We start from the raw sequence: 23,120 nt of genomic DNA on the forward strand, positions 1-23,120 counted from the left end.
CCAGACAAACCGAAAGGGGTTCGTTCATTTGAAAAAGCATTTTAAGGGGATTGTGCTTCTCATTGCGGTCATGATGTTCTCGATCGTTGCCAGCGCCTGCAGCAATACCGGCGGAAGCGGCGGAGGAAGCGTTAGCGTCGGAATCGTACTGCCAACGAAAGATGAGCCGAGGTGGGTACAGGACGAGCAGCGATTCAAGGACGCGCTGTCGGGTACCAAATACACCACCGAAATCCTGTTCAGCCAGGGCTCTTCCGCCAAAGAAAAAGAGAATGTGGAAACGCTGCTGAACAAAGGCATCAAGGTTCTGATCATCTGCCCGCAGGACGGCGACGCCGCTGCTGCAGCGGTAGAAGCGGCCAAAAAAGACGGCGTAACCGTCATCGCTTACGACCGTCTGATCACAAGCACGGACGCTGTCGACTACTACGTGACTTTCGACAGCCTTGCGGTTGGCGCGGCTCAAGCGCAGTACCTGATCGACAACGGCAAAGGAAACGGCCAACCGCTGTACCTGTACGCCGGCGCTGCAACCGACAACAACGCCTTCCTGTTCTTCCAGGGCGCATGGGAAGTCCTGCAGCCTAAGATCGCGGACGGAACGTTCAAGATCGCGAACTCGCCGGAAGCGGAAGCGCTCAAAGATACCAAAGATCTTTCCCGCGACCAAATGAGCAGCATTATCGGCCAGGTTACGACCAACTGGGATCCGAACGATGCCAAGAACAAAGCCCAGACTCACCTGACGTCCGCCGCTGCCGACATGAAAGGCGACGTCGCCATCCTCGCTCCGAACGACGGTACGGCACGCTCGATCGCCGACGTATTCGGTTCCGACAGCGCCGTAACCGACTATGTCATTACCGGCCAGGATGCCGAGCAGGCTTCGATCCAGTATATCCTTGACGGCAAGCAGTCCATGACGGTATTCAAAGACGTGCGTACGCTCGTTAAAGACGCAATGGGCATGGCTGTCGAAGTACTGGACGGCAAATCCCCGGAAACGACAGGCTCTTACAACAATGGCAACGTGGACGTCAAAGCCAAACAAACCGACGTGATCGTGGTCGACAAAGCCAACGTACAAAAAGAACTGATCGATTCGGAATACTACAAAGCGGAAGACTTCACGGGGCTGTAAGGATCGAACCCATTTGGGAGCGGTCAACCACAGTAAATAGCCGGCTGGGATAGGGACGGGGATGCCCCGTTCCTCTTTCCCGGTACACCGGGCAGCAAGGGGTGCGACAGAAATGGGCGGAAACATATTGGACAAAAAGCAAGGCCGGACAGCCGGAAGCCCGGACGGCAACATTTTGGAGATGCGCGGCATTTCCAAAAACTTTACGGGCGTCAAAGCGCTCTCGGATGTGAATTTCCAGGTTAAAAAAGGCGAAATTCATTTTCTGGTCGGCGAAAACGGCGCGGGCAAATCGACATTGATGAAGGTGCTGAGCGGGGTCTATCCGTACGGCACATACGAGGGAGACATCGTCTACGAGGGTACGGTCCAGCAGTTCGGCAAGATTACGGACAGCGTCAAGACGGGAATCGCGATCATCTATCAGGAGCTGGCTTTGTTCCCGGACCTGAGCGTGTACGAAAACATTTTTGCGGGAAACGAAGTGAAGCGCGGCGGCGTGATCGACTGGAACGAGACGATCATCGAAGCGCGCAAAATGCTGCAAAAGGTCAAACTGAACGTCAATCCGGAAACGATCATCCGCGACCTGGGCGTCGGCAAGCAGCAGCTCGTCGAGATTGCCAAGGCGCTCAGCAAAAACGTCAAACTGCTGATTCTGGACGAACCGACGGCGGCGCTGAACGAGAACGACAGCGAGAACCTTTTGGAACTTTTGCGCGAGTTGAAGAGCCAGGGCATTACCTGCATCATGATTTCGCACAAACTCAAGGAAGTCATTGCGATCGCCGACAAAGCGACGGTCATCCGCGACGGCAAAACGATCTGCACGCTGGACGCTGCCAAAGGCGAGATCACCGAAGCGACGATCATCAAGAACATGGTCGGACGCGATATCGAAGACATCTATCCGAAGCGCCCGGACAAGAAGTTCGGCAGCCCTATTCTCGAGGTCAAGAACTGGACCGCTTACGATCCGACACTTGGCCGCAACCTCGTCAAGAACGTCGACCTCTATGTGAAAAAAGGCGAAATCGTCGGTATTGCGGGCCTCATGGGCTCGGGCCGTACGGAGTTCGCGCTCAGCATTTTCGGCAATCCAAGAAATTACAAGCTGGACGGCGAGCTGTATGTCGACGGCAAACCGAGAAAGTTCAACCACACGAGCGACGCGATCAAAGCGGGCATCGCTTACGTAACCGAAGACCGCAAAGGCGACGGCCTGTTCCTGATCCAGGACATCAAGAGCAACGTCAGCGCGGCCAACCTCAAAGGAATCTCGCCGGGCGGCATCATCAACGACAACGAAGAAGTCAAAGTCGCCAACGATTACAAAGGTTCCATGAACATCAAAGCCCCGTCCGTAGAGCAGATCGTCGGCAACCTGAGCGGCGGCAACCAGCAGAAAGTCTCGCTCGGCAAATGGTTGTTCGTCGGCCCGCAGCTGCTGATCCTGGACGAACCGACGCGGGGGATCGACGTGGGCGCCAAGTTCGAAATCTACACGATCATGAACAAACTGATCGCCCAGGGCATGAGCATCATCATGATCTCGTCCGAACTCGGCGAAGTTCTCGGAATGAGCGATCGCATTTACGTCATGGCCGAAGGCCGGATCAAAGGCGAAATCGCGGCCGAAGAAGCCGATCAAGAAAAAATTATGCATTTCGCCACGCAATAGGAGGGGAAAACCGTGAACTTCTTTCAAGAAGCCAAATCTTTGCTCAAAGTGAATATCCGCGATTACGGCATGTATATCGCTTTGTTCGTCATCATGCTTACCTTTACGATCCTGACGGACGGACTGTTCATCTCGTCGCGGAACATCAGCAACCTGCTCGACGCCACCGGATACATTGCGGTATTGGCCGTCGGCATGACGCTGGTCATCGTCATCCGGCATATCGACTTGTCGGTCGGTTTCGCCGCCGGCTTCATGGGCGCGATCGCCGCGATCATGCTGTCGCAGCTCGGCGTACCCGTCTACTTCACGATTCCGATCATCCTCATTCTCGGTATCGTCATCGGGATGTTCAACGGCGTGCTGGTCGCATCCGTAGGCATTCCGGCCTTCGTCTCGTCGCTTGCGGCGATGCTGATCTTCCGCGGCGCCCTGCTCCAGGTCACCGAGAAGACCGGCACGATCATTGTCAAAGACGATACGTTCAATGCGCTCGGCAATGGCTTCCTGCCTTCGCTCGGACATATCGCCGGGCTGAACGTCTTGTCGCTGATCCTCGGCGGACTGGTGATTCTGTACTTCGTGTACGCCGAAATCTCCAAACGCAACCAGAAGATCAAATACAAATTCGAAGTCCCTTCCAACAAGATCTTCGCCGTCAAACTGGTCTTCGTATCGGCGATTATCGCTTACGTAACCTGGATTCTGGCCGGCTACAACGGTTTTTCCTGGACAGTCGTCATTACGCTGCTCGTCGTTGCGATCTACCACTTCCTGACGACCAAGACCGTACTCGGCCGTCATATCTATGCGGTAGGCAGCAACCCGGAAGCGGCGCACCTGACCGGGATTAACGTCAAGAAGATCACGTATATCGTCTTCGGTTCCATGGGGATGCTGTCCGCCCTGTCGGGGATTATGTACACGGCCCGTCTGCAGTCGGCAACGACAACGGCCGGTACGCTGTTCGAGCTTGATGCGATCGCGGCCGCTTACGTCGGCGGCGTATCCGCAGCCGGCGGCGTCGGCAAAGTCACCGGCTCCATCATCGGCGCGGTCGTTATGGCTTCGCTGTCGAGCGGCATGAACCTGCTCGGCGTCGGCATCTCGTATCAGTACATGATCCGCGGCGGCGTATTGGCCGCAGCCGTTATCTTCGATGTCATGACACGCAGAAAAAGAGGCTAAAGCACGGTTGGCCTGTTCGCTCCAGGTTTTGTGTTCAAGTCACTTCCGGTTCCCGTTAGGGTGCTTAAGCCGCTTTCGAGATTCTTCCGCTTGTCGGGAGGAAACGCGAAAGCGGCTTTTTTGCGCGGAAGCCGTTTCCCGGCGGAAATGGAATGGCGCTGCGGTTCTGTCGGTTCTGTCGCTGCCGCCGCGCTGTCGTCGTCACTGTTGCGGCCGCTGCGCAGCGGGCGACGTATCCGGAACGGCTGCCCGCCTGCTGTCAGGCAGGCAGCCAGGCAGCCAGGCAGCCAGGGCAGATCCCCCCGTCGACCGATCGGAACCGTTTCCGGCGTTTGAAAAATCTAACGGACCGAGGCGACGCTTAGAAGCGGATTCGAACGGTTTGGGAATTCTAACGGAATCAGATGACGCTTAGAATGAAATTGGGCTTGCTTTTGACGGAAAAAGAGGGCAAAAAAGCCGCTAACGGATATCGAATCCGTTAAAATCCCGGAAACGCTTGATTCGGCCCTCTAAGGGATATACAATCCGTTAGCCGAGCCGAGCCGAGCCGAGCCGAGCCGAGCCGAGCCGAGCCGAGCCGAGCCGAGCCGGAATTTGCGGACCCGGCACATGCCGCGCTGCCCGTTCGGCTTCCCGCAGGGATCGCGGAGCCGGACATCTACCGCTTTGACGGGCCGGTCGTCTGCGGGCGCGCTACCTTTTCGACATCCGATCTGGTAAAGTTACAGGGTAAGGTCTTACATAAGGCGCTTCCGCGCCATTAAGTAAGCCGAAAACGATTTCAATCTCAAGGAGGAGTCATAATGAGCGAGGCGGCAAGCGGCAAGATCAAGTGGGGCATTCTGGGAACGGGCTGGATCGCCGAGCAGTTTGCGGCCGATCTGAAGCACGCTTCGAACGGAGAACTGTATGCGATCGGATCGCGCACGCTCGAGAGTGCCAGCAAGTTCGCGGACAAGTTCGGCGCGCCGGTATCGCACGGCAGCTACGAAGAATTGGCTAACGATCCGGACGTGGACGCGATTTATGTGGCGACTCCGCATCCTTTTCATAAAGAAAACGTACTGACCGCCCTTAACGGAGGCAAAGCGGTATTGTGCGAAAAACCGTTTACCGTCAATTCCCGGGAGCTTGAAGAACTGATCGTGACGGCGCGCGAGAAAAAGCTGTTCCTGATGGAAGCCATGTGGTCGCGCTTCCTCAAGCCGCTTGTGCAGGTGCGGGAGTGGCTGTCCGAAGAACGTCTCGGCGAACTGCGCATCGTCAAAGCCGAATTCGGCTTCGATGCCGGCTGGAATCCGGAAGGCCGCCTGCTGAATCCGGAACTTGGCGGAGGCGCACTGCTGGACGCGGGGATCTACCCGGTCTCGTTCGCTTCTATGGTATTCGGGCCCAACCCGGACAACATCTGGACGACCGCCCATATCGGCGAGACCGGCGTGGACGAGCACTTCACGATTTTGCTCGATTACGGTCAGGGCCGCACCGCTTCGCTGCACGGCGGCGTGCGGCTGGAATTCCCGAACGATGCGTATATCCATGGCACCAAGGGCTATATCCATATTCCGCAGTTCCTGTTCGCGAAGGAAGCGACGCTGCATGTAAACGGCGAAGATCCGGTCACGGTAACGGACGACCGCGAAGATCGCGGCATCAAAGGCTACGCCTACGAAGCCGAAGAAGTCGGCCTCGCGCTGCTGGAAGGCCGCCGCGAGAGCGGCGTGATCTCGCTGGCCGAGTCTATGGGCATTATGCGCCTGTTGGACAATGTGCGTGCGCAGTGGGGTCTCAAGTACCCGTTTGAATAATATCGCCGAGTAACGGGATGCCGGTTCGGCAGATTTTATGGCTTGGCGTCATCTGAATTCAGACCACGAACCCTTAGGGTTCGTGGTCTTTTTTATTAGGTTCCATCCTTGTGAAACTCCCGCCGAAAATCTGTTATTCAACAAAAATATGAGGGGAAGCAATTGTATTCGCTTGCTATCTAACTTATAATTTTCTTGTTCTATCTATATGGGGATATCGTCCCTTTTTCGATCGGATATTAGCTGTTGATTGAAATTGCGTGAAAATACGTCGTTTCAAACCAGGGAGGCGCACTTCCTGGCGTACGGGCGATCGATCGTTTTTCGGACATTAGTGGACATGAAGTAAATATACGCTGTACAACGGGGGAGCCTTTAACCATGAAAAAAGTAACTAAAGTCGCTTTGAGTCTGCTGATTGGATTGGCGGCATTCGTTCCGACGGCAAGCGCCCAGAACCATTCGCTGCAGATCAAAGAAATCGCGCAGCCGAATCCGACTTCGGGCAAATCTTTTAAAAATATCGTGTCCGGTCTTTCCGTTTCGCAAAAGAATCATCTTACCCGGTCCCTGTACAAATTTAATAACTTTAATGAATTCGATATCAATCACTATACGAATGACCAGATCATAGAGTGGATTACTTGGGGAGGGGGATTGGATAAGGATTTTAGATACGAGAGCGGACTGGGCAATTTCTTTCAAGAGGGGAAACTGATCCCGGCCTACAACTGGTATTATTATCCGATCACGAAGACCCGACTGGACGCTTTCACGATGCGCTCTTTGGGAATAAAATTGAAACCCGGTATGTACGACGCGGACTCGGACGGCCTTCCCGAAGCTTTTTACAAAAACAATTTATTTTATTTCATAGGGATCGAAGCGGGAGGAGACCCGATGAATTATTCTCCTCAGGTTCATAAGCTGTACGATCTGGGCAATGGTCTTCATTATGCGGAATTCAACATGCATAGTTGGTTGTACGACGGGACGGATTCTTCCAATGAAGCTGCTTCGATCGATACGTGGACAGCCGGACAGAAGGCCAGAGTGACCGAGAAAGTTCCGGGTTATGCCGTTCTCCGCAAGGTCAAGACAAATGCAGGATACGATTGGAGACTGGTGCGTTACAGTACGGAAGACGGGAAGCTCAGTAATGCCCAGATTCAAGCTTACGCAAAACGAAAATAAAGAAAAAGAGGGGATTTTGCAGGTGAAAAAAATAATGAATCTGCTGTTGACTGCGGGTATGGTCGTAACGCTGAGCGGATGTGGGAAGCCGATTCCGGTGGATCAGGCCATTCCGGGCGCTTACCGAAATCTGGCCGAAGCAAAATCGTACGCTTTTCAGGCGAAAATGAAACTGCGAGTAGACGAAGACTCTGTGAATCTGCCGGAAGAAGGATTCAACGATATGGAGACGGCCCTCTCCTATGGCAGCCCTCTATTTATGCTGCTCGGAAAAGAGGCGACGATTGAAATTCAGGGGGCCTACGACCGGGAAGAGAATAGGGCGGAAGCCGAATTGAAGCTGCAGCTTGATGGCGGCGATGATTCTTCGACCACCATCAAGTCCGTCATCGTGGCGACCGAGGACAACGCCTGGATTAAGATCCCGGAAAACTTCGCCGTAATGATGGGTGAACCGGAAGTCGGCGGCAAATATTATGAACTCGGCACAGGATACAAGATTCCGCTTACTCCCGCCAATCTCAGTCAGCTGGGCACCGAGGGCCTGAAGATCATCACGGAAGATTTGGAAGGGATCGCCCTGAAGAATGTCAAAGGCCAGCGGGGAAACTTGAAAGTCGATACACTGAGCCGGCTGGAAATCACCGAAGACAATCTGGAAGACGTCCTGCGCATCGCGGTCAAGAATATCCTGCCGAAGCTGGTCGAACTGCTGGGGACTTCAGAGTGGCGGAGCAAACTCGATCTCACGGAAGAAGATATCTCGAGTATGAGAAGTTCTTTTGAACAAATTACCAATGAGGAGATTTCAACGGAAGCCAACAACCTCAAGGAAGGGATGGAGCTGCGAAAAGCGTTTGTGGATCTCGGCACGAACAAGAGCAGCCGGTTGAAATATATAGGGGCCAAGTTTGACCTGGATGTGCTGGGGGACGGAGACACATTCACCTTGAAAGCGGACATAAACGCAGTGCTGGATCGCTACAATAAAAAACAGCAGTTGAAGTACGGCATTCCAACCGAAGACGAAGTGTTCCGGGATGGCGAATACGACGAATACACCGAGGAAGATTTGGAGTAAGGAAGGGACAAATCGCAAATCGGCGCTGTTCCTGGTTATCTTTAAAAAGGTTCGTATCCTTTTTCGTTGCAATCTTATCAACTCCGCCCGGTCTTCTTTTTTGAAGACCGGGCTTTTTTTGCGCGGATCACCGGGAAATCCGGAATCAAAGGTTTACATTTTGCCAGAAATAGGCTAAAACAGAGACTTGAACCGACATCATGGGTAAATAAATGCCAGGCTTGCGCCATGGACATCAGAGAGGGGAAAAAGACATTGAAAAAGCGAACATCGATCCTGCTTGCGCTGGCTCTGACCGTATCGGTCTCGGCGGCGCCGATCGGACAACCTACATACGCGGCGGACAGCGCCGTCAGCATCGTGAACGGAACGGCGAAGCCGGCGGATTATGCCCTGCTGGGAAGCTTGAGCGAGGGGCTGGTCTCGTTCTGGGACAGCGGCAGCAAGCTCTACGGATATACGAACACAAACGGCAAAACCATCATCAAAGCCCAATACCGCGAGGTTAAGCCGTTCAGCGAAGGTTTGGCGGCGGTCCAACAAAACAAGCTGTGGGGCTTTGTCGACAAAACGGGCAAAGTAGTCATCAAACCGCAGTACGAACGCGTTGTCGAAGGATTCAGCGGAGGCGTCGCGGCCGTCAAGAAAACCGGCGGCAAATGGACCTATATCGACAAGGCGGGCAAACCTAAGTTTACCGCGGCCTACGACGAAGTGCATGAGTTCAAAGACGGCATGGCCGTCGTCTGGAAGCGCAAAGGCGCGGCGTATCTCGGCGGATTTATCGATCTCAAAGGCAAAGAAATCGTCAAACCGCAGTATGCCATGGTCAACGTGTTCAGCGAAGGATTGGCTCCGGTCATGAAGAACGGCAAATGGGGCTATATCGATAAAAAAGGCAAAGTGGCGATCAAGCCGCAGTTCGACGGGGCTGCGCCATTCAGCGAAGGATTGGCCTTGTTCCTGCAAAACGGCAAATACGGCTACGTGAATGCCAAAGGCAAAATCGTCGTCAAAGCCCAGTACACCGGCGGTCAGCCGTTCAGCGAAGGCCGGGCGGCCGTCAAAGTCGGCGGAACCGCGACCGACCGGAGCGGCAAATGGGGATATATCGGCACAACAGGCAAACTGGTCATCCCGGCGCAGTTTACGGACCAGGGAGCGGAGATCGGCGCGTTCAAGGAAGGCGTCGCTTTCGTGCAGCGCGAAGGCGGCAGCCGTCTGTTGATCGACCGCTTCGGCCGAACGTTGGTCGACCTGAAGACGAACGATATCACGGTCGGCGAATTCGAAGGCGGAACGGCGATTGTCAGCCAACTGGCCGGGTCCGGGCAGTATCACTTCATGCAGAACCCGCTGAAGAAGAAGTAAGCAGATTCCAAGATTTCGTTTGCATAAAAAAGCCGATCCGGCGCTTGAGTCGCTCAAGCGCACGGATCGGCTTTTTTGGTGATGCCTGATTGTCCATGTCCGCTTCAAAGAGGCGAATCAAGCGGTCGGGCCGCTTCCCGTCTCTTCATGCAGCGAAGCGCTCTCCGAATTCGAAGGGTGCTCCCCATTGGGTACGGCGGATTCGACAGCAGGCTCGCCGGAAGCATCTTCCGAACGGGCCGGCATCGGGAATTCCGGCAGCGCATCGAAGTAGGCGCGCAGCTCGGCTTCTTTGCGCGGATCGTCGAAAGCGATCTTGCCGTCCAGATAATGTTTCAGCGCCAGTTCCCAGGTCGGCAAGGCGCGGCGAGCGGCCAGGGATTTGGCGGCCGAACGGACGATGCGGCGCTCTTTCGAGTTGGAGAACATGTCTTTGTACTCTTTGGCCAGCGTCAGGTCCAGCTTGTCGTAGACAGCCCGGAAAATGTCGGCGGTCATCTTGGCATCGTCCAATGCGCGGTGCGCGGCGCCCGAAGCTTCGATTTCCAGCCTTTCCAACGCGCCTTCGACGCTGACATCGTTCTTGAGTCCCTGCGTCAGCAGGAAGCCTTTGAGCAGATCGAGCGAAGGGGTCTGGGTCCAGTAGGTTTCTTCCAGCTTGTGCATACGTACGTCCTGCACAATGCGCTTGATGTCTTCGCCGCCCCAAACGACGAAGGTCAGCGGACCCGGCTGGGCATCCAGCCAGGCACGGAAATCGCCGATGACTTTCGGGAAGCGGGCAGCCGTGTCGATCGACTCCTGCGGAATCCCGGTTTTCTTTTTGATGAACGAATTCAGCTTGGCAAAATAAACGGGCTTGATAAATGCCGAGAACGTATCGGTATCGCGCAGCGATTCGTCCAGACGCACAGCTCCGATCTCGATCACTTCCATCGGGTGCGGACTTGCGAACTTGCGGCCGTTAAATTCAATATCCAGAACAATATAATTCAAAAGGTCTGCCTCCATACCATATCCAAAATAAAAAGCGATCGTCTTTGTCTAGTTTAACAAAAAAACGGCGGCAGAGGGGGAAGGATTGCAAAACGCTGTCCAAACCCTGCAGTTTCACAAAAAAATGGCAAAAATAAGGAAGATGAATAAACTTTAATTCGGAATTGGAAAAAAGACGGAAGATAACAAGTACAAATGTGTAATTTTTTTGTCTAAAAAGTCCGATAAACGGCTTAGAGACGTTGCGATCGAGTCAAAGTGAAGAAAGGGGAAGTTAAATTGAAGAAAACGAAGGTTGAAAAAATCACAAAAAAGCCCGGAGGGTCCAAAAGGATTTCTTTAAAAATCAAGCTTCCGCTGCTGATCAGTCTGCTGACTATTGTAGTGCTGCTGGTTTGCAGCACGGTCATGTACATATTCGGCGCGGAGCTTCTGACCAAGAAAAGCACGGATGAAATGAAAGCGAACGCGGACCGAATCGGCGAAAGTCTGTCGACGACGGTCGATCTGGAAGGCCAAATTTCCGGAGCACTGTCCGTATCGCCGGCGCTGCGGGAACTGCTGACGCTGAGAAAGTCCGGTTCGCTGACCGACGATGCTTTCTTTGCCCCGAACAATGAGGTTCTGAACCGGGCCAATACGATGTTCGCGGAAACGAAAGCCGGTTCGAACGGCATCGAATCGATGATGGTCGCCGATCTCAAAGGAACGGTTGTCGCAAGCAGCAACCCGGATTCGCTCAAAGGGGACCGTTCGGACCGCGAGTATTTCCAGAAAGTCACGGAAACGGGGACACCGTTCGTCAGCGATGCGATCGTCTCCAAGACGACGGGCAATCTGATCGTCGTTTTCGCCCAGCCGGTCAAATCGGCCGACGGCGAACTGCTGGGCGTGTCGATCAATACGATCGCGGCCGACTTTTTCGTAAGCAAGCTTCAGGATATCCGGATCAATGCGGAAGGCTTCATTACCGTCACGAGCCGCGGAGGCACGGTCATCTACAATTCCAAAGACGCGTCGTTGATCGGCAAACCGTATGAAGCCGAAGGCTTTGACAAACTGATCGGCGCCGATACAAAAGGGAAGATCATTCAGGGCAGCGTGGACAGCAAGGATTCGTATATCCGTTACTCCAAAATCCCTGTAGCCGACTGGATCGTGATCGTGCAGGATTCGTATGCCGATATTCAGCGTCCGCTCGGCGATCTGCTGAAAAGTATGCTGATTGCACTGCTCGCTTCGGTCGTGTTGGCCGTTGCGGTGGGTACCTTTATTTCACGCAGCATCACCAATCCGATTGCGCGTCTGACCGGTTTGTTCAAGCATCTGGCCGACGGCGATCTGACCGTACGGGCAGAAGGCAAATACAAGAACGAATTTGCGGATCTCGCGGACAGTTTCAATACGATGGTCGACAGCAACAAGCTGTTGATCGGCCAGATGAACCATTCGATCGAAGTGCTGAATACGAACACGGCCGACCTCGAGCAGACGTCGCAGAATACGGCGCGTTCGATCGGCGAGACGTCCGTCACGACCATGGAAATCGCGAAAGCGATGGAATCGCAGTCGCACGATACCGAGCGGATCGTCGGACGTTTCTACGGAATCGGCGACAAGATCGAATCGTTGGGGCGCAAAACGGAAAATATTCAGGGCAGCGCCGATTCGATCGGACGCGTATTCGAAGCCAGCAGTGTCGTGGTGAATACGCTGATCGACATCAATTCCAAAAACGAACAGGAAATCCAGAATATTTCGACGACCACCGAGATGCTGGCGGAGAGCTCGCAGCGGATCGGACAGATCACGGATGCGATCAACCAGATCTCGGCGCAGACGAATCTGCTGGCGCTGAACGCTTCGATCGAAGCGGCCAGAGCGGGCGAGCACGGCCGCGGCTTCGCGGTCGTAGCGGACGAAATCCGCAAACTGGCCCAGCAGTCGTCCAATCAGGCGAACGAAATCGGCGGCATCATCCGGCAGACGCTGGAACAGGTCGATAAGAGCAACGAGAGCGTCGGCGCAATCCGCGAGATTTCTTCGACGCAGAACGATTATGTGGATCGCACGCGCCAGGCGTTTGAAGACATTGCGAACAGCGTGACGTCCATTACGAGTCAGATCCGCGACATGGCGTCGGAATTCAAATCGATGGAACGCGACAAAGATGAAGTACTGGAAGCTTCGCAGAGTCTGTCCGCTTCCGGCGAACAGGTATCCGCTTCCGTCGAAGAAGTGACGGCGACGGTACAGGAGCAGTCCAATATGGTCCGGCACCTGGCCGACATGGTGCAGAGCATCGAGCGTCTGACCCACCAGTTGGGCGAAGCCGCCGCAGGATTCAAATTGTAAGACCGGAACGGTAAAAAAGTTCAACTGCGTGTTCGTATTCCCTGAGTACGAAGACCCACAGGGAGGAAGCTCGACATGCCCATCATGCCTATCGACACGACCAAAAAAGCTTCCCGTATCGCTCCCGTCCAGCCGGTACAGCGTCCGCAGCCTGCCGGGCTGCGTTTCAAACTGCCGGGAGCCGAAGCGTTCTCCCGAGCCTTACAGCCGCGCCGCAAAGCGTCATACGGACGGAATGTCACCGTCCGCGAAGAAGGCTGGATTCGGCAATACGGGATCCTGCCGGACGGCACGCGCATTCTGCTCAGCGAAGAGCGCGAGCATGAGCGGCATGCGCTTCCGCTGCCGCATGCCGACATACGGCGAACGGTCGCCGTTGCGGAACCCGATCCGCGGCACGATCCGGAATCCAGCATAAAATCCAGCGCAGAGAAACTGCAGGCGCTGCTGAACGACTAACATCTATAAAGGTCCCCTCTCCACGGCAGCGTGGAAGGGGGACCTTTTTGGCATGAATGAACGGGATATTCGCTTCAAATTCGGCGCGAAGAAAGCGAATAACGGCGGGACAACCGTTACTTTTGCGCGCCGGACTCGCCCAACAATACGTTTTGCTCACAGAGGCTGCGCAGGATATAGACCGCCGTCCGGTGGCCAACGCCCAGATGCCGGCACACGTCGTCGGTCGGCCGGATCGGACGACCCGGCGTGCAGGCCAGCCGTACCGTTTCCCGTTCCGCGCCGGAATAGCGGAAGGCGGAACTCGTAGGCTGCCGCTTGATATCGTCCCAGCACCATCCGCAGCAGCGTCACGCAGAGATCCGGCCGCCGGTCCGCGTCGTCGTAGGCGAACGAGATCACCTGGAATCCCATCGCGGTCAGAAGCGTTTCCCGGTTCGTTCCCTGAGGCAAACAGGAAAAGAGCGGGACGTTCTTCGTCGCCGCGGATCGGAGGAAAAAGATGCCGTATACGTGGAACGGTTTTTTCCTGCCGATGCTGTTCAGTTAGCGTATTGTAAAACGAAACAGCCGGAAACTCCAGCGTATTCTTGCCCGCTCCCTTTCTGGCATTCCCGGCGGCCTACAGCCGATGATTCGCTTCCGCATACCGCCCCGGCGGCATGCCTTTGTACTTGCGGAATACCCGCGCAAAGTATCCGGCATCTCCGTATCCGACGCTGCGCGCGATTTCCTGAACCGTGTGTCCGCCGCTGCGCAGCATGGCTTCGGCTTCCTGGATACGCAGCATATTGACGTATTCCGTCAGCGTGCATCCGGTGGAACGCTTGAAGACGTGGCAGAAATACGTCGGCGTCACACAGCAGAGTCCCGCGGCCGTCTTGACGTCGATCGGCTCGCGGAAACGTTCGCTGAGATGCAGCAGCAGGGGATAGACGACGCTGTCCGTTCCCGCGCCGCTCCGATCAACGCGTCCCGCCGCTGCGCCCGAACCGGCCCGGTGACCGCCGGCGTCGATGCCCGGGCTGCCGGCTCCCGCCGTATCCGGCTCGCCGCCGTAAGCCGTCCGGGCGGCGGTCTCCGAACCGCGCAGCGCCAAGCCGAGCGCGGCCAGCAGCGCGGCTTTGACCAGCAGTTCGTAACCCGGCTCGCAGGCTCCGTATTCGGATACGATCCGCAGCAGCTGCAGCCGGAGCTCTTCCGCGGATTCTTTTTCGTAAAAAGAACGCAGCGCAAGCTTCCCTTCCAGCAGCGGCCGCACGTAGCGCGTCTCCGTATGGTCGAGCGCGTGATTGCGCAGCAGCGCTTCGCCGAAGACGAGCGCATACAGTCGGCTGCCTTCTTCGAGCGGAAACGCCGCATGCAGCTGCTTCGTGTTGACGAAAGCGCAGCCGCCCGCCGACAGTTCGCGCAGTTGGCTGCCGACCTGCACGCTGAACCGCCCGTCCGTCACGGCGATCCACTCCAGATGTTCGTGCCAATGCGGCGGAATACAGAACATGTCGGGATCCGATTCGCAGATAAGGAACGCGTTCAGCGGAAAAGTGCGATCCGGGATATCCGTATGCTCGCGGCGCCAAGTTTCCGGCTGCGCGGCGGAATCGCGGGAGGCCTTATCGACAGCCCCGGAAGCGTCCAGACCGGAGAAAGCCGCGGTCGTGCCGCCGGATCGGCTGGGAATTTCTTCCGCGCGGCGGATCGGGAATAAAGCCATCATGAACGCCCTCCTTGTGGGAACCCTGTATTCGCATAGTCGAACAAAACGTAATCCAGTCCTCTATCTTCGTATTCTGCGCTCTGCCGGACAATCCTTTTTCCCGCTTATAATTGTATTCAAGAAAGATAACGCTTCCACACGAACAAAGGAACAGCATAATCCAATCCTATCCCTAGCGGATATTCCGAATGTGATCGAAGCCGGGCTGCCGGAGATGCCGAGACTTTCCGCGCAGCCGATAACCCCGGTCAACCCGGGCAAAGGAGGCCCTACCCTCATGCTGTACAGCCAAGAGAAAGCCCTGATCTGGACCTACGACCACGAGACGCTGCGGATCGAACCGTGGGGACCGAATGCTTTTCGCGTGCGGGCGTCCAAAGACAAGCTGCAAGGCGACGACTGGGCGCTGCTGCCGGCGGGAGAACCTTCGGCGAGTGCGTCCGTAACGATTGCGGAAGACGGCCGAAGCGCGTTTATCGTCAACGGGAAGATCCGGGCGGACGTCGAACGAGGCGGCCGGATCACCTTTACGGACGGGAGCGGCAAAGTGCTGCTGAAAGAGACGCAAAAAACGTACCAGCTCAAATCCGGCGGGCGCGACATCGTGCCGATTCCGGGTACGCGCGACTATGAAGTGACGCTGCGGTTCGAATCGAATCCGGACGAAAAGCTGTTCGGAATGGGGCAGTACCAGCAGTCGCTGCTCAATCTCAAAGGCTGCCGCCTCGAACTCACCCATCGCAACAGCCAGACCAGCGTCCCGTTCCTGCTGTCGGATCGCGGGTACGGCATGCTGTGGCATAACCCGGCGATCGGGCAGGCCAGCTTCAACGTCAACGTGACGGAATGGGCAGCCAAGTCGACCAAGCAGCTCGATTACTGGATCGTCGCGGGCGACACGCCGGCGCAGATCGAAGAAGCGTATGCCGACGCCACGGGCAAAGTCCCGATGATGCCGGATTACGCGATGGGCTTCTGGCAGTGCAAGCTGCGCTACCGGAGCCAGGAAGAACTACTGGGCGTCGCGCGCGAGCATGTCCGGCGGGGTCTGCCTGTTTCGGTGATCGTGATCGACTTTTTCCACTGGCCGAACCAGGGCGACTGGACGTTTGACGAAGCCTATTGGCCCGACCCGGAAGGCATGGTGCGCGAGCTGCGGGAGATGGGGATCGAGCTGATGGTGTCCGTATGGCCGACCGTGCAGACGGAGAGCGTGAACTACGGCGAAATGGTGGAAAAAGGCTATCTGGTCCGCACCGACCGCGGCGTGCGCACGCAGTTCCAGTTTCTCGGACAAAACGAAATCTTCGACGCCACCCATCCGCACGCGCGGGAGTTCGTTTGGGAGCAGATCAAGCGTAACTATTATGGCAAAGGCATCCGGCTGTTCTGGCTGGACGAAGCCGAGCCGGAGTTCGCGGTGTACGACCACGACATTTACCGCTATGACGCGGGACCTGCGCTGCAGGTCGGCAACTGGTATCCGAGCCAGTACAGCCGCGCTTTCTATGAAGGCATGACGGGTGAAGGGCAGGAGAACGTCATCAATCTGGTGCGCAGCGCCTGGGCGGGCAGCCAGCGTTACGGGGCGCTCGCGTGGTCCGGCGATATCGCGTCGACGTTTGAAGTGCTGGGCCATCAGGTGCGGGCGGGGCTGAACATGGCGATCGCGGGCATTCCGTGGTGGACGACGGATATCGGCGGGTTCCACGGCGGCAATCCGGACGATCCGGCGTTCCGGGAATGTATCATCCGCTGGTTCCAGTACGGCACCTTCTGTCCGGTCATGCGGCTGCACGGCGATCGTTCGCCGTACCGCGAAGCGGATACGGGCCTGCCGGGCGGCGGGCTGTGGGGCAGCGGCGCGGACAACGAAGTGTGGAGCTACGGCGACGAAGCGTACGGTATTTTTGCGGAATATATGCGGCTGCGGAAACGCCTGCGTCCTTATTTGACCAAGCAGATGGAAGCCGCGCATCTCAAAGGCACCCCGCCGATGCGCCCGCTGTTCTACGATTTCCCGGACGATTCGGCGGCCTGGGACGTGGACGATCAGTTCATGCTCGGCCCCGATCTGCTGATCGCGCCGATTCTGCATGCGGGAAAGCGCAGCCGCAGCGTGTATCTGCCGGCAGGTGCGCAGTGGACGGACGCCTACAGCGGAGAAGTGTATCGGGGAGGTGCCCCGATCGAAGCCCAGGCGCCGCTTGAGCGGATCCCGCTGTATGTGAAAAACGGGGCCCAACTGCCGATCGCGGAATAAGCCGCATGCGGATGAAGGGTTCGATCCGGCGGCGTTCTCCGGTTCCGGCCGAATTCGCTCCTTCCCGAACGCCTGTTTTTCGGACCGTCCCGGTACCCGAAGCACAGTCTGGCGTTCGCCAATCGTCGCTGTTATACTGGGGAAGGCTCGCGAATAGACAGGCCATTAACCCCAAGCGAACGAATCCAGGAGGAAACCATGACCGAAAAATTCAAGATCGAAACGGACCCTTCCCGCAAGCTCTTTATTGCCGCTGTCGGAAGCTCTTTTCAAATAAGCGACGCGGGAGCACTGGCAATGGCGTTTCTGCAGGAAGGCGGCAAGATCCAGACCCAGACAAGCGAGTATACGTTTGTCGCGGACACTTCCGCGCTTGAACAGGTGGACCCGGCCCTGCTGGGCATGCTGGAGCAGGCTTTCAAGATGTACACGGCGGTCGGATTCAAAAAAGTCTACGTGATCGAACCGAAATCCGCTGCCGCAGGCGCGCAAATCCGCGGAATCGCGGAGAAGATGAACTTCGACGGAGAATTCGTGAAAAGCATGGACGAGATCCAGTAAAAGGACTGCAGCCCGGGCCTCCGGGCCGTTTCTGCACCTACCCAGCCGTTCCCGATGCCCAGGCGCTTCGCGGAGCGGCTTTGCTGCGTCTTCGGCCTTGCGAATCTTCCTTGTCGCCGTTTAAGAAAGCGGTTGCGCATCGGCCGGATCATCGTTAATATTTAGAAGAATGATTAAGGTAACGATGAATGGGAGGAATCGCAATGAAATACCGGAATCTGGGGCGTACCGGCCTCAAAGTCAGCGAGATCGGGCTCGGCAGCTGGCTGACGTACGGCACGGCTGCCGAGCAGAAAGCGGCGGACGCCTGTGTCGAAGCGGCTTTTGAACAGGGAATCAATTTCTTCGATACGGCCAATGCCTACAACCGCGGCGAAGGCGAGAAAGCGATCGGAGCCGCTCTGGGCAAATACGAGCGTTCCCGCTATGTGCTCAGCACCAAAGTCTTTTTCCCGATGGGCGACGGTCCCAACGATCGCGGGCTGTCCCGCAAACACATCATGGAGCAGTGCGAAGCCAGCCTGAAGCGGCTCGGCACGGATTATATCGACGTCTACTTCTGTCACCGTTACGACAGCGAGACGCCGGTCGACGAGACGCTGCGCGCGCTCGACGATCTGACGGCGCAGGGCAAGATCCTGTACGCCGGCGTCAGCGAATGGACCGCTGCGCAGATCACGGACGCGGCGGGCATCGCCGAGCGCCGGAACCTGCGGCCGCTGGCTTCGAACCAGCCGATCTACAATCTGTTCGAACGTTATATCGAAGACGAAGTGCTGCCGGTTTCGGCTGCCGCCGGGCTGGGGCAGGTCGTCTTCTCGCCGCTGGCTCAAGGCATCCTGACCGGCAAGTACAAGCCGGGCCAGCAGCCGGCCGCCGGAACGCGCGGCGCGGACGATACGGTCAATCAGGTCATCGGCAGCTATCTGCGCGACGATGTGCTGAACGTGACCCAGGAGCTGAACTTGCTTGCGGAGCAGCAGGGGATCAAGCTGTCGCAGCTGGCGCTGGCCTGGGTGCTGCGTCAGCCGGGCGTCAGCTCGGCGATCATCGGAGCGAGCCGTCCGGAGCAGGTGCGCGAAAATGCGGAAGCTTCCGGCATTGTGCTGAGCGAAGAGACCCTGACGCGAATCGAGCAGATCATGGAGCCGGTAAAAGACTTCGCGCCGGCACGCTGATCCTGCCGCGAACCCGGAATACGAAGCGCCGTACACGGAATACGCAGTAATCGGTAAAGCCCGACCGCGGAGACGATTCCGCAGTCGGGCTTTGTTGGTGTGCAGTCCGGGTGTAGGGCTTCGGCGCTGCTGCAGCTTGTGCGCAGCGCCGATCAGCCGGGATTTCTGACGGGGTGCTGCCGTTCTTGCCGGCGTTTCTGAATCGCCGCCAGCAGTTTGCGGATCGCGCGTTCGGGACGAAGCCCGATCGGAAGATGTCCCGCGCCGCCGCGGATCAGCTCGGAGATGTCCGTACACAGCGCATCCAGTTCTTCGAGCGTGGCCCGCTGATCGCGGTCGGGAATAAAGCGCGCTTCGCTTCGGTCGGACCATCCGGGCAGCAGCCGGTTCAGTGCCGCATCGCGCGCTTTGTCCGCAGCCGACTGGGAAACGGCCGTACGCATCTGTTCGTGCGCGGCAATGCCCTGGAGAAAAGGAAATTTTTCCGGAGCAAGCAGTCCGCTTTGCTCGGAGGCGCCGAGCATCCGGTACAAACAGCCGTACGCACCGGCCATCCGGTGCTGGGCCCGCTCCAACTCCAGCGGCAGCGTGGCGGGATAGCGCTCCCGGCTGCCGCTGTGATCCACGGAGCTTGGCCCGCGGCGCAGCAGCGCGGCAATATGGTCGGCGGCTTCCGCCAGTTCGGCGAGTTTGGCCGCGCACCGTTCCCGGCCCGCCGTCCGTTCCTGACGGGATCTGCGCTGGATCAGCATCAGGACGCTCGTCAGCAGAAAAGCGGCGGCTCCCGCAGCGATCGCTTCTTTGCGGTCGCTGCGCCGTTTCGCGGCCCATCCGGTCGGCTCGGGTCTATTTTCTTGGACAGGATGAACGTCGATCGGCTGAAGCCTTCCCGATTCCGGCAGATTCATCGGATGCATGCCTCCTTTGCCCTTACGGGTTCGCAATCTTCGCCCGCAGGCGAATATCGGGGTCCGTTAGACGGCTGCGGACACCCTTACTTTCATTTCACCCGGAACAGAGGCAGACAATCTTTCGCGGGGGGTTTATTTTGACAAGCCAAATACAGATATATAACAAAGACGCATTCAATCGGATCAAAGGAGATACGCACATCATGGGAAAAGGGTTAAAAATGCTGTTGGCCGCGGCGCTGACGGCAGGCATATTCACTACGGGTGCACTGCCCGGAGCGGCGGTCCGGGCGGCTTCCGCTGCGGCCAAAACGTTCGGCTATTCCGACCCGGCAGCGGGACGGATCTACGTCCCGATCCGGGTGCTGAGCGATTTCGCGGGAGCGAAGATCAACGGCACTTCGGCGGGCAAACTTCAACTGATCAAAGGCAAACAGCGGATTCTTCTTCAGACCGGACGCAAAAAAGCGGAGATCAACGGCAAAAAGGTAAAACTCGACGCGGCGCCTTTTGCTTACGGAGGCGTGACGTATGTGCCGCTTGGCCTGGCGGCCTCCCATCTGGGTCTGACCGTCGAATGGGACGAATCGACATCCTCGATGCGGATGACGAGCGGCGAGGATACCCTGGATCTGCCGGTGATCGAACGCGGTTCGCTGACGGATCGTCCGGTCACTTACCGGCAGCAGGTGTTCTACGTCGGCGCTTCCGCGTTCCGGGCCCATATCGTCACCGTGCAGCTGATGCATCCCCGGGTCTCGCTGGACGCCGCTTTTGCCCATCACCGGGCGGGTACCGTACAGCATCTGAAATCGATCGCCGCACAGAACGGCGCTTATGCCGCCATTAACGCCACCTATTTCGACGCTTACAGTTCGGCCGTTTACCGGGCGCCGTACGGCTATCTGGTCAGCAAAGGCGACGTCAAATTCGTCAACGGCGGCACCGATCTCACCGTATTCGCCTACGACCGGAACCAGCTGGCGCGCCTTATTCCCGGACTGCAGTTCGGCAAAGCTTTCGAAGCGGGGCAGGTCGAAGGCGCCGTGCAGGCCGGACCGCTGCTGGTCAAGAACGGACGCGTGGCGGTCAATGCGGTCAAGGAAGGCTTCCGCGATCCCGCGATCCTGCGCGGACGCGCGGCACGCAGCGCAATCGGCATCACCCGGAACCACAAGCTGATCATGGTTACCCTGCCGAGCGCTTCGATGCCCCAGCTGGCGCGAATCATGAAGCAGGCCGGCGCTTACCAGGCCATGAATCTGGATGGCGGCGCTTCGAGCGGGCTGTACCTGAACGGCAAATACGTGACCAAGCCGGGCCGCAAAGTCAGCAACGCCCTGCTGGTCAAGGTGAAGAAATAAAGCACGCGGCCGAAACGGATTTCTCCCGCAGCCGGCAAGTTTCTGTAACGAAGAGGAATTTCTCGGCAGCCTGACAACGACCTTCAAAGCGGTCCTTTCTTTATCCGCCGGGAACCGGGAGCTTTGACAAGGTTAAACGTTTCGCTCCGCGCAGGAATTTTCCGCAAGCAAACTTCCGAACTCACCCAGTCTTTTAGCCTAATATTACCGGGACTTTTTACCGATAAAAACCGGGTGATCAAGAAAATTTCGCGGGGATGTGAACGTAGTGAAAGATTGGAAACAAATGCGTGGCGAAGATCTGCGGCTCAAAAACAGGCTGGTCTTCTATTCGCTGGCCATTACCGTGCTGCTGGCCCTTGTGATGTACGTCTCGGTCGAAATGGAAGCGACGGCCCGGTATCTCCTGATCGCCGGCGATCTCGCCAGCGTGATCGTCGTCGGCATTTTGCATTTCAGCCGCAAGCATGACAAAGCGGTCGCTTACGCGGTGATCATCATGCTCGCGCTCTCCCACACGGCGGCCAACATTATCGTGCCGAGCGTGGTCAATATCGTGCCGGTCTATCTGCTGCTCGTCTTGTCGCTCGTCTACATGCAGCGCGCTCCGCTCTATACGGGATTTGCAGGCTCCGTCCTGCTGCTTGCCGCTTACTTCTACAGAGGCGACGCTTACGGCATGGAGCGGGACCATATGGTCGCGCATCTGATCTTCTTTGTGATTATCGGCGTGATTCTGTTCAACTTCCAGCGCATCGCCGACCGCATGTTCCAGCAGTTGGCCGAGACGCAGCAGCGTACGCAGGAAGTATTGGAACGGACAGAACGCCAGAGCGTTTCGCTGCGCGAAAACGTGCGGGTCGTCTCCGACAATATGGAAGCCGTCTCGTCGGGCAGCGAGGAGAATGCCGTCTCGTTCGACGAAATGAATATTGCCGTTCAGGAAGTGGTGCAGGGGGCCGTCTCGCAGAATGAACTGCTGGCCGGCATGACCGAGTCGATCCGCGTCAGCGGCGAACAGCTCGGCGGCATGCTGGCATCGCTTGGACAGCTGCGCGAGAAGAGCGAAACGGCGGCGGATTCGTCCCATCGCGGCGACGAGATCGTCGGCGGTCTCTACCGCCTGATCGGCGAGTTCGAAGCCCAGGTACGCACCGCCGCCGAAGAAGTAAACGGACTGGCCGAGCAGGTCTCGTCGTCCTCGCAGCTGATCGGCACGATTCAGGAAATCTCGTCGCAGACCAATCTGCTGTCGCTGAACGCCAGTATCGAAGCGGCGCGCGCCGGCGAATCCGGCCGGGGCTTCGCCGTTGTCGCCGACGAGATCCGCAAGCTTGCCGATCTGTCCGCCAAGGCGGCGGAGCAGATCTCGGGCAATCTGACGCTGGTCGGCGGCCACTCCAATACGACGCAGCGCAGTATGCGGACCATCGCGGTCCGTATGCAGGAATGTATGGACATGGTGGAAGAGACGCGCGACGTGTTCACCTCGATCAGCTCGTCCGTCGAAGAAGTGAGCGAGTCCGTGAACCGCTACGACGGCCTGATCGGCACGGTCCGCGTCTCGTCGGAAGAGATCGAACGCTCGTCGGAGAGTCTGGCCGCGATCAGCGAACAGTCCACCGCCGCCATGCAGGAAGTCTCCGCTTCGCTGACCGAACTGGTCCGCAAGAACTCCGATATTCTGGACCGTATCCGCCGCAACGAGACGGCGCTGCGCAGTATGGCGGCCGAAGCGTTGGAAGACGAATCGGATAACCCGCAGGCTCTGCTGGGCTGAACGTTCTCCTAAGATCCTCCGGATAAAAAACACGAAAGCCCGCTGCCGATTCCTCGGTTGGCGGGCTTT

General features: G+C 57.3%; 18 protein-coding genes. 14 read left to right on the forward strand and 4 right to left on the reverse strand.

Annotated features, from left to right (window positions below):
- The first annotated feature begins 28 nt into the window (after window positions 1-28).
- The 7 genes from HOP44_RS06190 to HOP44_RS06220 all read left to right on the forward strand — a co-directional run bounded on the left by HOP44_RS06190 (window position 29) and on the right by HOP44_RS06220 (window position 9,467).
- Complete coding sequence (locus HOP44_RS06190) at window positions 29-1,141, forward strand: sugar ABC transporter substrate-binding protein (protein WP_172251648.1); 1,113 nt, start codon at window positions 29-31, stop codon at window positions 1,139-1,141.
- Window positions 1,142-1,253: 112 nt separating this feature from the next.
- Window positions 1,254-2,822 (forward strand): sugar ABC transporter ATP-binding protein, encoded by a 1,569-nt coding sequence (locus HOP44_RS06195; RefSeq protein ID WP_172251650.1) that lies wholly within the window; start codon window positions 1,254-1,256, stop codon window positions 2,820-2,822.
- Between the two features lie 12 nt (window positions 2,823-2,834).
- The gene (locus tag HOP44_RS06200; protein ID WP_172251652.1) at window positions 2,835-4,010 is read left to right on the forward strand and encodes an ABC transporter permease subunit; all 1,176 of its coding nucleotides are present in this window, start codon (window positions 2,835-2,837) and stop codon (window positions 4,008-4,010) included.
- 806 nt (window positions 4,011-4,816) lie between these two features.
- A complete protein-coding gene (locus HOP44_RS06205) occupies window positions 4,817-5,821 on the forward strand; it encodes a Gfo/Idh/MocA family protein (protein WP_172251654.1) in 1,005 nt (334 codons plus the stop codon).
- Between the two features lie 381 nt (window positions 5,822-6,202).
- Window positions 6,203-7,015, forward strand: a complete 813-nt coding sequence (locus HOP44_RS06210; RefSeq protein ID WP_172251656.1) for a hypothetical protein — start codon at window positions 6,203-6,205, stop codon at window positions 7,013-7,015.
- 22 nt (window positions 7,016-7,037) lie between these two features.
- Entirely contained in the window at window positions 7,038-8,096 is a 1,059-nt protein-coding gene (locus HOP44_RS06215; protein WP_172251658.1) for a hypothetical protein, read from the forward strand.
- A gap of 255 nt (window positions 8,097-8,351) precedes the next feature.
- Window positions 8,352-9,467 (forward strand): WG repeat-containing protein, encoded by a 1,116-nt coding sequence (locus HOP44_RS06220; RefSeq protein ID WP_172251660.1) that lies wholly within the window; start codon window positions 8,352-8,354, stop codon window positions 9,465-9,467.
- A gap of 117 nt (window positions 9,468-9,584) precedes the next feature.
- Here the strand turns inward: HOP44_RS06220 and HOP44_RS06225 are convergent, their stop codons facing one another.
- The gene (locus tag HOP44_RS06225; RefSeq protein ID WP_246369663.1) at window positions 9,585-10,463 is read right to left on the reverse strand and encodes a 3'-5' exonuclease; all 879 of its coding nucleotides are present in this window, start codon (window positions 10,461-10,463) and stop codon (window positions 9,585-9,587) included.
- A 279-nt stretch (window positions 10,464-10,742) separates the two neighbouring features.
- Here HOP44_RS06225 and HOP44_RS06230 point away from each other — a divergent pair, with 279 nt between their 5' ends.
- Together HOP44_RS06230 and HOP44_RS06235 are read left to right on the forward strand one after the other, a co-directional pair.
- Window positions 10,743-12,818, forward strand: a complete 2,076-nt coding sequence (locus HOP44_RS06230) for a methyl-accepting chemotaxis protein (RefSeq protein WP_246369664.1) — start codon at window positions 10,743-10,745, stop codon at window positions 12,816-12,818.
- Between the two features lie 75 nt (window positions 12,819-12,893).
- A complete protein-coding gene (locus HOP44_RS06235) occupies window positions 12,894-13,277 on the forward strand; it encodes a hypothetical protein (protein WP_172251662.1) in 384 nt (127 codons plus the stop codon).
- Window positions 13,278-13,433: 156 nt separating this feature from the next.
- On the opposite strand, the gene HOP44_RS06240 is transcribed toward HOP44_RS06235, so the two are convergent.
- Window positions 13,434-13,691, reverse strand: coding sequence for a hypothetical protein (locus HOP44_RS06240; protein WP_172251664.1), 258 nt, complete (start codon window positions 13,689-13,691; stop codon window positions 13,434-13,436).
- 208 nt (window positions 13,692-13,899) lie between these two features.
- Window positions 13,900-14,994 carry an AraC family transcriptional regulator gene (locus HOP44_RS06245; protein WP_172251666.1) on the reverse strand — a complete coding sequence of 365 codons (1,095 nt, stop codon included), beginning with the start codon at window positions 14,992-14,994 and terminating at the stop codon, window positions 13,900-13,902.
- A gap of 277 nt (window positions 14,995-15,271) precedes the next feature.
- Between HOP44_RS06245 and HOP44_RS06250 the strand changes: the two genes are divergently transcribed.
- The 3 genes from HOP44_RS06250 to HOP44_RS06260 all read left to right on the forward strand — a co-directional run bounded on the left by HOP44_RS06250 (window position 15,272) and on the right by HOP44_RS06260 (window position 18,996).
- The gene (locus tag HOP44_RS06250) at window positions 15,272-17,257 is read left to right on the forward strand and encodes a glycoside hydrolase family 31 protein (RefSeq protein ID WP_172251668.1); all 1,986 of its coding nucleotides are present in this window, start codon (window positions 15,272-15,274) and stop codon (window positions 17,255-17,257) included.
- A 198-nt stretch (window positions 17,258-17,455) separates the two neighbouring features.
- Window positions 17,456-17,818 carry a hypothetical protein gene (locus HOP44_RS06255; protein WP_172251670.1) on the forward strand — a complete coding sequence of 121 codons (363 nt, stop codon included), beginning with the start codon at window positions 17,456-17,458 and terminating at the stop codon, window positions 17,816-17,818.
- Between the two features lie 203 nt (window positions 17,819-18,021).
- Window positions 18,022-18,996 (forward strand): aldo/keto reductase family protein, encoded by a 975-nt coding sequence (locus HOP44_RS06260; RefSeq protein WP_172251672.1) that lies wholly within the window; start codon window positions 18,022-18,024, stop codon window positions 18,994-18,996.
- A gap of 152 nt (window positions 18,997-19,148) precedes the next feature.
- On the opposite strand, the gene HOP44_RS06265 is transcribed toward HOP44_RS06260, so the two are convergent.
- Window positions 19,149-19,904, reverse strand: a complete 756-nt coding sequence (locus tag HOP44_RS06265) for a hypothetical protein (protein ID WP_172251674.1) — start codon at window positions 19,902-19,904, stop codon at window positions 19,149-19,151.
- A gap of 206 nt (window positions 19,905-20,110) precedes the next feature.
- Here HOP44_RS06265 and HOP44_RS06270 point away from each other — a divergent pair, with 206 nt between their 5' ends.
- Together HOP44_RS06270 and HOP44_RS23135 are read left to right on the forward strand one after the other, a co-directional pair.
- A complete protein-coding gene (locus HOP44_RS06270) occupies window positions 20,111-21,271 on the forward strand; it encodes a phosphodiester glycosidase family protein (RefSeq protein ID WP_172251676.1) in 1,161 nt (386 codons plus the stop codon).
- Between the two features lie 268 nt (window positions 21,272-21,539).
- Window positions 21,540-23,051, forward strand: a complete 1,512-nt coding sequence (locus HOP44_RS23135) for a methyl-accepting chemotaxis protein (protein WP_172251678.1) — start codon at window positions 21,540-21,542, stop codon at window positions 23,049-23,051.
- Window positions 23,052-23,120: the final 69 nt, after the last annotated feature.

The organism is Saccharibacillus deserti (assembly GCF_013618475.1).
GTDB classification, from domain to species: Bacteria; Bacillota; Bacilli; order Paenibacillales; family Paenibacillaceae; genus Saccharibacillus; species Saccharibacillus deserti.

Coding starts and splice junctions, on each gene's coding strand:
- HOP44_RS06195 (WP_172251650.1), top strand. CDS start 1,254: ATGGGCGGAAACATATTGGACAAAAAGCAAGGCCGGACAGCCGGAAGC.
- HOP44_RS06205 (WP_172251654.1), top strand. CDS start 4,817: ATGAGCGAGGCGGCAAGCGGCAAGATCAAGTGGGGCATTCTGGGAACG.
- HOP44_RS06210 (WP_172251656.1), top strand. CDS start 6,203: ATGAAAAAAGTAACTAAAGTCGCTTTGAGTCTGCTGATTGGATTGGCG.
- HOP44_RS06235 (WP_172251662.1), top strand. CDS start 12,894: ATGCCCATCATGCCTATCGACACGACCAAAAAAGCTTCCCGTATCGCT.
- HOP44_RS06240 (WP_172251664.1), bottom strand. CDS start 13,691: ATGGGATTCCAGGTGATCTCGTTCGCCTACGACGACGCGGACCGGCGG.
- HOP44_RS06245 (WP_172251666.1), bottom strand. CDS start 14,994: ATGATGGCTTTATTCCCGATCCGCCGCGCGGAAGAAATTCCCAGCCGA.
- HOP44_RS06250 (WP_172251668.1), top strand. CDS start 15,272: ATGCTGTACAGCCAAGAGAAAGCCCTGATCTGGACCTACGACCACGAG.
- HOP44_RS06255 (WP_172251670.1), top strand. CDS start 17,456: ATGACCGAAAAATTCAAGATCGAAACGGACCCTTCCCGCAAGCTCTTT.
- HOP44_RS06260 (WP_172251672.1), top strand. CDS start 18,022: ATGAAATACCGGAATCTGGGGCGTACCGGCCTCAAAGTCAGCGAGATC.
- HOP44_RS06265 (WP_172251674.1), bottom strand. CDS start 19,904: ATGAATCTGCCGGAATCGGGAAGGCTTCAGCCGATCGACGTTCATCCT.
- HOP44_RS06270 (WP_172251676.1), top strand. CDS start 20,111: ATGGGAAAAGGGTTAAAAATGCTGTTGGCCGCGGCGCTGACGGCAGGC.